General features: G+C 63.0%; 8 protein-coding genes. 2 read left to right on the forward strand and 6 right to left on the reverse strand.

Annotated features, from left to right (window positions below; translation table 11 throughout):
* Nucleotides 1–371 precede the first annotated feature (371 nt).
* Entirely contained in the window at nt 372–653 is a 282-nt protein-coding gene (locus tag ACTHL0_RS02345) for a hypothetical protein (RefSeq protein ID WP_440564976.1), read from the reverse strand.
* Between the two features lie 367 nt (nt 654–1,020).
* Here ACTHL0_RS02345 and ACTHL0_RS02350 point away from each other — a divergent pair, with 367 nt between their 5' ends.
* Both ACTHL0_RS02350 and ACTHL0_RS02355 read left to right on the forward strand, forming a co-directional pair.
* On the forward strand, nt 1,021–1,464 hold the full coding sequence (locus tag ACTHL0_RS02350) for a hypothetical protein (protein ID WP_440564977.1): 444 nt from the start codon (nt 1,021–1,023) through the stop codon (nt 1,462–1,464).
* Between the two features lie 132 nt (nt 1,465–1,596).
* Entirely contained in the window at nt 1,597–2,199 is a 603-nt protein-coding gene (locus ACTHL0_RS02355) for a BPSL1445 family SYLF domain-containing lipoprotein (protein WP_440564978.1), read from the forward strand.
* Between the two features lie 153 nt (nt 2,200–2,352).
* On the opposite strand, the gene ACTHL0_RS02360 is transcribed toward ACTHL0_RS02355, so the two are convergent.
* The 5 genes from ACTHL0_RS02360 to ACTHL0_RS02380 form a co-directional block, all read right to left on the reverse strand.
* Entirely contained in the window at nt 2,353–3,438 is a 1,086-nt protein-coding gene (locus tag ACTHL0_RS02360; RefSeq protein ID WP_440564979.1) for a glycosyltransferase family 4 protein, read from the reverse strand.
* 210 nt (nt 3,439–3,648) lie between these two features.
* On the reverse strand, nt 3,649–5,025 hold the full coding sequence (gene otsA / locus ACTHL0_RS02365) for an alpha,alpha-trehalose-phosphate synthase (UDP-forming) (protein ID WP_440564980.1): 1,377 nt from the start codon (nt 5,023–5,025) through the stop codon (nt 3,649–3,651).
* A gap of 79 nt (nt 5,026–5,104) precedes the next feature.
* On the reverse strand, nt 5,105–5,482 hold the full coding sequence (locus ACTHL0_RS02370; protein WP_440564981.1) for a Rap1a/Tai family immunity protein: 378 nt from the start codon (nt 5,480–5,482) through the stop codon (nt 5,105–5,107).
* Nucleotides 5,483–5,559: 77 nt separating this feature from the next.
* A complete protein-coding gene (locus ACTHL0_RS02375) occupies nt 5,560–6,291 on the reverse strand; it encodes an ankyrin repeat domain-containing protein (protein ID WP_440564983.1) in 732 nt (243 codons plus the stop codon).
* Nucleotides 6,292–6,345: 54 nt separating this feature from the next.
* Nucleotides 6,346–6,882 (reverse strand): TatD family hydrolase (locus tag ACTHL0_RS02380; protein ID WP_440564982.1); only part of this gene is annotated, 537 nt, incomplete at its 5' end.

The following is a 6,882-nucleotide window of genomic DNA, read 5'->3' on the forward strand; positions in this document are numbered from 1 at the left end:
TTGCGCATACGCCTCGGTTGCGGTGAGCGGCGCGAGGGCCGTGCAAGCCAAGGCGGCGACGGCAACGAGCATACGGCGGCGGGTGCAATGCAGCATACGGTTCTCCTTTCTTATTCGGCCTCGAAGAAGCGCTGATTTTTTGGGTTTGAACGCTCGGCGATTGCCGCAGCGCGTCATCGCGTGGCGCGCGTGCGCTGCGGGCCCCGGCATGCGCTGGGGATCGCCTATGCTGGACCGTTCTGCGCCAGCGCGCAAGGAGGCCGCGCGCGCCGCGTGAAGTTATGCGGGGACGTCTCTCGGCGCAGAAGCGCTGAAAGTCGAAAGGCGACGCTGAAAGGCGGCGCTTGACGCACGTCGGCGTCGAGCGCGCTTCAAAGATGGTCGACTGTGGTGCCCTCCACCTTGCCGTCGATGATGTCGCGCGCGTATTGGACGCCAATCCGGTGCGCCTGAAGCTGGTCATCCAGTGGTGCGTGTTCGGGCACACCGAACATCTCGGCTTTGCCGCGATCGCCGCTTGCGTTACGCGAAATCGTCACGACGATATCGAACTGGCGAGGCGCGTCGGTCGACTGATCGGGCTCCTTCGCGCGCCTCAGTGACTGCACCCCGATCGCAAAACCCTTGTATTGCTCGGAAAACGGTACGGCCATGGCTGACGCTCCGTCGGAAAAGGCCGTGCGCCCCGCGCCACCGTCGGCTTCGGGCTCGTACGGCGTGAAATGACCGCGTACGGTCCTCCCCAAAGATGCAAGAGTCGTTCCGTGAATCGATGGTGAGCCCATCAGCCTGCCGGCCCGGCGCCCACGGAACGAAGCCGCTGAAATATGGCGACGATTGAAGAAATTACCGGTCGCGCGCGAATAGTGTGACGAAACCAGCCGTCCGGCCATCAAGGGAAGCGACGATTGGTCGCATTTCTTCTATGATGTCTGGCAAGACGGCCCGCGACATTTACATGATTTCAAGCCATCGGGCCGCCCTCTCGTCGTAGATGCGCAATGCATTGCGGAGGCATAAATGGCATGGAGACAGAACCGCTGGGTAAGACGCTGGCTCGTCGTCATCGTCTTCTGGGCAGTTCCGGTGGCGATCGTCGCGGTACGCGAGATCCAGGACGAAATGTCCTATAACGTGGTCGACCGCGACCGCGCCTTGACGACTTGGCAGCTCACCGACGCCCAGCGCGCCGCGGGCGATGCCGCGCGTTGCCGTGGCAAAGCCGACGAGGCCCGCGCCGCGGGTTGCCCGGCGGATGTTTTAAGCGCGAACGCGCAGCGTCAGCAAGACGCGATCGCGGAATACGCGCTGCGGCGCCGCACGCTCTTTCTTTACCTGTGGCACGCCTTCGTGGGCTACTGGGTCGTGCCCGCGGCGTTCATCTTTGCAGCGGGCCTCGTCGTGGCCGGTATTCGCCGCGCCCTGCGGCGCCCGCCCGTCGTCAAGCGCACCGTGCAGCACTGACGGCCGGGCCGCAAATTCGGGCCAGCCCCTGGCATGGCCCATGCTCGACTCCCGTTGCGTTGTGTGAAATCACGCTTCGTCCGAACCCGCCGTCGAGCGGTTTGACCGACGGAAACATAACGGAGAGAGTCCATGCAGAAACGAAACTTGATGCGCAAAGCGACAGCAGCCGTCGTGGTGGGCGCATTCGTACTCGCCGGCTGCACCGCGACGACTAACAATGGCAACCCGGTGGGTTCAAGCCCGGGCAGCAACGTATCCAAACGCCAGGAAATCAATGCGGGCGTCGACGCAACCCTCTCGCGCATGTACGCGCAGGTGCCGGGCTCGCGTGAGCTGGTGCAAAAGGCGCATGGCGTACTCGTGTTTCCGAAGGTGCTGCAGGCGGGCTTCGTGGTGGGCGGCCAGTACGGCGACGGCGCGTTGCGCGTAGGCGGCCAGACGGTCGGCTACTACAACACCGTGTCCGGATCGTTCGGGCTGCAGGCTGGCGCGCAGTCGAAGGCGGTCGTCTTCCTTTTCATGACCGACGATGCGTTGAACTCATTCCGTTCGCGCGACGGGTGGTCGGTGGGCGGCGATGCGTCGGTGGCCGTGCTGAAGATGGGCGCCAATGGCGCGATCGATACCACGACGGCGACAAAGCCTGTCGAAGTGATCGTGATGACGAACGCGGGCCTGATGGGCGATCTCTCGCTCGAAGGCACGAAGATCACCCGGCTGAAGGACATGTGATCTTTCGGCAGAGGTTTGTTCACCGATATCCGGCCGCCTCCTTTGAAGCACGGCGCGCCGGTATGGCGATGCGGCGTCCTCGTGGCGCCGCATCGCTTTTTGCATGCATGATGCTCGCACCCGCGGCCGCCCCAGTTGTTGCGGCCGCCTGGCTCAGGCGCCGGCCGTGCCTGCACCCGGTACCGAATCGACCACCTTGAAGCGCGAGCGCTTTTGCGCGCGAATGACGGCTTGATAGGCGGCGATGTACTGACGCGCCATATGGTGCGAGGTAAACCGCTCCTCGAACCGTTGCCGCACACGCGCACGCGACACCGTATGCAGGCGGTTGACCGCGGCGACGGCGCTGATTTCGTCTTCGACGATGAAGCCCGATATGCCTTCGTCCACCACTTCCGGCACCGATCCGCGGTTGAACGCGATCACGGGCGTGCCGCAGGCCATCGCTTCGATCATGACGAGCCCGAACGGCTCCGGCCAATCGACGGGAAACAGCAGCGCATGGGCGCCCGAGAGAAAATCGGCTTTCTTTTCGTCGGGAATTTCACCGATGAACTCGACATGCGGCAAATCGAACAGCGGCCTGATCTCGCGATCGAAATATTCGCGATCGGCCGCGTCGATCTTGGCGGCAACGCGAATCGGCAACCCGCAATGGGCGGCGATCCGGATCGCCGTATCCACTCGCTTTTCGGGCGAAATGCGGCCGAGAAAGGCGAGGTATTTCTGTTCGGCCGGCTGCGGCGTATAAAGCGTTTCCGGCAGCCCGTGGTAAACCGTACTGAGCCATTTCGCCTGCGGCATGGGATGGCGCTGCGCGTTCGAGATCGAAATGACGGGCGCCGTGTCGAACGTGTCGAACACGGGCTGCTGCTCCGGCAGATCCAGCCGCCCATGCAGCGTGGTCACGAACGGCGTGTCCTGGCGCTTGAATAGCGAGAACGAGTAGTAATCCATGTGGAAATGCAGGACGTCGAACTCTTCGGCGCGGCGGCGCACGAGTTCCATGAGCAGCATATGCGGTGCAATCCGGTCGCGAATGGCCGGATCCAGGCGCAGCGCGCGCGGCCAGACCGCTTCGAGCTTGGCGCTCGTTTTCGAGTCGCCGCTTGCGAAGAGTGTGACATCGTGCCCCAGATCCACGAGGGCCTCGGTGATGTACGAGACGACACGCTCGGTGCCGCCGTAGAGTTTGGGGGGCACCGACTCGGTCAGCGGCGCGATTTGCGCAATTTTCATTCGATCGACTCCATGCAAGTGGACGTAAGGCCCATCAGCCCTTCATCCCCGGTCCGGGCGGTTACTCGGCGGCACCCCGGCCCTTTGCGGCTCGTCGAGCCCGCGAACAGGCGGTGCCATCGCTTTTATTATTCGGTACGGCAGCCCCCGGCGGCGCACCGCTTTCAATTGATGTGCGCTGTTACAGCTCAGAAACAGGCCGGGAGGCGTTCACGCCCGGCGCAAATCGTTCAGGAACGTGTCGCGCCAAACGCCGAGATCGTTACGTCTGAGGACAGCCATGTTGATTTCGTGGCGCTGCTTGCGTTCGGCCAGCGGCATCGCAAGCGCGCGTGCGAGCGCTTCGGACATACCGACGATATCGTGCGGATTGACGATCAACGCCGCGCAAAGCTCGGCCGCGGCGCCAGCGAACTCGGACAGGACGAGCACACCCGGGTCCTCGGGGTTTTGTGCGGCGATGTATTCCTTGGCGACCAGGTTCATCCCGTCGCGAAGCGGCGTGACGAACCCGACCTGCGATTCGCGGCACATCGACATCAATTGGGAACGCGCGTACCGCTGATTGAGGTAGCGGATCGGTGTGTAGTCGAGCCCCGAATAGCGGCCGTTGATCCGCCCCGCCTCGTATTCGAGGTTTTGCCGGATGTGCTGGTAGCCCTCGACGTCGCTGCGTGTCGGCGGCGCCACTTGGACGAATGTCACATTCCCGCGCCACTGCGGCGTATGCTCGAGCAACTGTTCGAAGGCGCGGAATCGCTCGATGAGCCCCTTCGAGTAATCGAGGCGGTCCACGCTCATGATGAGCTTGCGCCCTTCCAGGCTGTGCTTCAGTTCCAGCACCTGTTGGCGGCTCTCGTTGCGCTCAGCCTCCGCGGCGATTTCATCGGGAAACACGCCGATGCGGTACACGCCCGTGCGCAGCCTGCGGCCGTAAGCTTGGACCTCACCCGCGGCGTTGACCTGACCGCCGGCGTGCCGTTCGATGTAATCGAGAAATGCCGTGCGATCCGTGTCCGTTTGGAAGCCCAGCAAGTCATAACAGCACAGCGACTTGATCAACTCCTGATGCGGCGGCACATTCAGCAGGATCTGCGGGGATGGAAACGGCGTATGCAGGAAGAAGCCGATGCGTTGGGTGACGCCCTCGCGCCGCAGCGACTCGGCGAACGGGATCAGGTGGTAATCGTGCACCCACACCACGTCGTCGGGCTCGATCAGCTTCACGAGCTTATGCGCAAGCCATCCGTTGACGCGCCGGTAGCCGGCATACTCCTCGCGCTCGTACGCCGCCAGATCGTTACGGTAGTGAAAGACCGGCCATAGCGTCGCATTCGAAAAGCCGCGGTAGTACTGATCGTAGTCGCGACGGGTCAACCCGACAGTGGCGAACGTCACTGCGCCCTCGTGCTGGAGGGTCGGCCCGGCGTTGGCCACGGCCTCGCTGACGACATCGCCGCTCCAGCCGAACCACACGCCTCCCATGTCCTTGAGCGCGCTATAGATACCGACGGCAAGACCGCCTGCCGAGGCTTTCGTCTCGTTGGGCGTGGCGACGCGATTCGATACGGCGATGAGTCGGCCCATAGTCGTAGTGTTCGGTTCCGTGGTTGGCTGCGATTTTCCTGAGTGCGTGAATCCGTTGCATTGCTACGCGCTGAGGCGGTCATTCACCCTTGCATGGGTACGCCTTCTCGAGGCCGAGCGACACCGCCGTACTGGCGTTGTACTCGGTCGCGTTGGGATTGTCGGCGACATAACGGCGCACCGCATCGACCAGATGTTGATTATCGACACGGTCGGGCAGGCAGAAATATTGGCCTACACGCGGGCCGGTGGTGCCGCCGATTGCATCGATCGTATTGAATACGCCGTCGGCGGCGCCCCTGATATAGGCCACACAGGCAGAGCGCGAAATAGCGTCGGTCTGAGTGCATAGGCGGTGAAGCTCCCCGGCCGTAAACTTGCCGCCCCCTAGCGACACCGCCGCCATCGCGGCGACTGGCATCGTCAACGCGCCGACGCATATCAAAGCCCGCAACATAATCTTCCTTTTTCTCCGAGCATCAACGGGTACTGCATCAATTTGCCCCGGCAATCAGGCGCCAGGGCCAAAAGCACTCATTTTGCACTGTTTTGAGCCGGAGCAGACGCGCCGGCCGCGCCGGATGCCGCGGCGGCCTCGCGTGCGTACATATCTTCCAGCCCCTCGGCGACGTCCTTGGCGTGGTAACGCTTCGCGAAATCGAGCGCCGTCAGGCCGATTTGATTCTTCACGCGGGAGTCCGCGCCCGAGTCGAGCAGCAGTTTGACCGTCGAAAGATGGTTGCCGCGCGCGGCCATCATCAGCGGCGTGGTGCCGTTGGGCGAGCCGGCGTCGACGTAAGCGGAATTGTCCAGCAACAGCTTGGCGACGTCGTCGTGGCCGTTGGCGCAAGCGTAGTGCAGCGGTGCCCAGCCCTTCTTGTTGACTTCGGCACCCTTCTCGATCAATGCCTTGACGAGATCGGTGTCGCCATTCAGTGCCGCCAGCATCATGGCGTTCTCACCCACCGCATCGAGCTTTTCGATATCCGTTTTCGAATCGGCCATCAACGCCTTGGCGACGTTGTCGGATTTCTCGCGGGCCGCCAGCACGATGAGCGGCATCCCTTGCGGGTCGGTCGCGTTCGGGTCCGCGCCTTGAGCGAGCGCCTTTTGCACGGCCTTGACATCGTCGAATTTGACCGCCTTCACAAGCGAGTCGAGATCGGAAGCGTGCGCCGAAACGGCCAGTGAAGCCAACGCGCCCGCGCAAACGAGCGACAAACGACGGGCGAGGCGCCGGGTCACGGCTGGGAGCTGCGGATCGATAGGGTGGTTCAAGTGGTCTTCCTTGGGTGGTCGTATCAGTGGCGATGGTTCGGATCAAACGCCTTGCGGCGCCGGGATCCCGAACAAACGAAAGAAATTGCGCGTGGTCGCGGCCCCGAAGTCGGCATCCGACATTCCCCGCGCCTGCGCAATGTAACGTCCGACATAACTCACGTACGCAGGTTCATTGGGTTTGCCGCGATACGGCACCGGTGCCAGATACGGCGAATCGGTTTCGATCAACAGCCGTTCGAGCGGCACCCGGCGGGCAACATCTTGCACGTCGGTCGCGCTTTTGAATGTGACGATTCCCGAAAGGGAAATGTAAAAATTCTGGGCGAGCGCGCGTTCCGCCACGGGCCACGGCTCCGTGAAGCAGTGCATGACGCCGCCCGGCACATGCGCCTGCTCTTCCGACATGATGCGCAGCGTGTCGTCGCTCGAGGCCCGTGTATGAACGATGAGCGGCTTCATGACCGCCTTTGCCGCGCGAATGTGCGTGCGAAAGCGCTCGCGTTGCCATTCCATGTCCGCGATCGAACGTCCTTCGAGCCGGTAGTAGTCGAGCCCCGTTTCGCCGATCGCGACGAC

Source organism: Trinickia sp. (genome assembly GCF_051961175.1).
Lineage (GTDB): Bacteria > Pseudomonadota > Gammaproteobacteria > Burkholderiales > Burkholderiaceae > Trinickia.

What these genes read in the sequence shown, in the direction of transcription:
- ACTHL0_RS02360 (WP_440564979.1), bottom strand. Translation starts at nt 3,438, where the DNA reads ATGAAAATTGCGCAAATCGCGCCGCTGACCGAGTCGGTGCCCCCCAAA.
- ACTHL0_RS02350 (WP_440564977.1), top strand. Translation starts at nt 1,021, where the DNA reads ATGGCATGGAGACAGAACCGCTGGGTAAGACGCTGGCTCGTCGTCATC.
- otsA (WP_440564980.1), bottom strand. Translation starts at nt 5,025, where the DNA reads ATGGGCCGACTCATCGCCGTATCGAATCGCGTCGCCACGCCCAACGAG.
- ACTHL0_RS02370 (WP_440564981.1), bottom strand. Translation starts at nt 5,482, where the DNA reads ATGTTGCGGGCTTTGATATGCGTCGGCGCGTTGACGATGCCAGTCGCC.
- ACTHL0_RS02355 (WP_440564978.1), top strand. Translation starts at nt 1,597, where the DNA reads ATGCAGAAACGAAACTTGATGCGCAAAGCGACAGCAGCCGTCGTGGTG.
- ACTHL0_RS02345 (WP_440564976.1), bottom strand. Translation starts at nt 653, where the DNA reads ATGGCCGTACCGTTTTCCGAGCAATACAAGGGTTTTGCGATCGGGGTG.